Source organism: Methylopila musalis (genome assembly GCF_042679725.1).
Taxonomy (GTDB): domain Bacteria; phylum Pseudomonadota; class Alphaproteobacteria; order Rhizobiales; family Methylopilaceae; genus Methylopila; species Methylopila musalis.
In genome coordinates this window covers 1-665 of the sequence record NZ_JBHTMX010000425.1, presented here as the reverse complement: position 1 = coordinate 665, position 665 = coordinate 1, and the positions used below count along the sequence as shown (strand labels likewise).

Genomic DNA, 665 nt, shown 5'->3' with positions numbered 1-665 from the left:
CGCTCGACGCGGAGCGGCTGCGGCCGGTGGGCGTCGGCGCGTGCCCCTGCTGCGGCGGGCCGCCGGCGGTCAGCCTCGTGGTGGGCTGGGGGCCGGTGCACGGCGTGCGCTACGTCTCCTGCGCGCTGTGCGGCACGCTGTGGAATCACGTGCGGGTCAAATGCGTCGCCTGCGATTCCACCGAGAAGATCAGCTACCACGCGCTCACCGAGGACGGTGAACGGCTCGCCGGCGACACGGCGGTGAAGGCGCGGGAGGACGAGACGCCAATCAAGGCGGAAACCTGCGACGCCTGCGGTCTTTACGTGAAAATCTTTCACCATCACCTTCAGCCGTCGATCGACCCCGTGGCCGACGACGTGGCCTCGCTCGGGCTCGATCTGAAGGTGCGGGAGGCCGGCTGGGCGCGCGCGGGTTTCAACCCATATCTGCTGGGGTATTAATCGGCCTGCCGCGTCCGGGCGGACGTGTCCCGTCTTCGCCGCCCGCACGCGCCCCATGTCGGACGCCCATGAACGACCAGCCCTCTTCCCGTCCTCCGCTTCCTGCCGTCGATCGCGTGCTCGCGGCCGACGCCGCCCGCCTCGCGCTGGAGCGGTTCGGCCGCGCGGCGACGCTCGCCAGCGTGCGCGCCAGGCTTGACGAAGCCCGCGCGGCGTGGCGGG

General features: G+C 71.7%; 2 pseudogenes. Both read left to right on the top strand.

The window, feature by feature from the left end:
- Window positions 1–443: pseudogene (locus tag ACFQ4O_RS18110) on the top strand (formate dehydrogenase accessory protein FdhE domain-containing protein); the annotation flags it as partial.
- Between the two features lie 68 nt (window positions 444–511).
- A pseudogene (locus tag ACFQ4O_RS18105) lies at window positions 512–665 on the top strand (L-seryl-tRNA(Sec) selenium transferase); the annotation flags it as partial.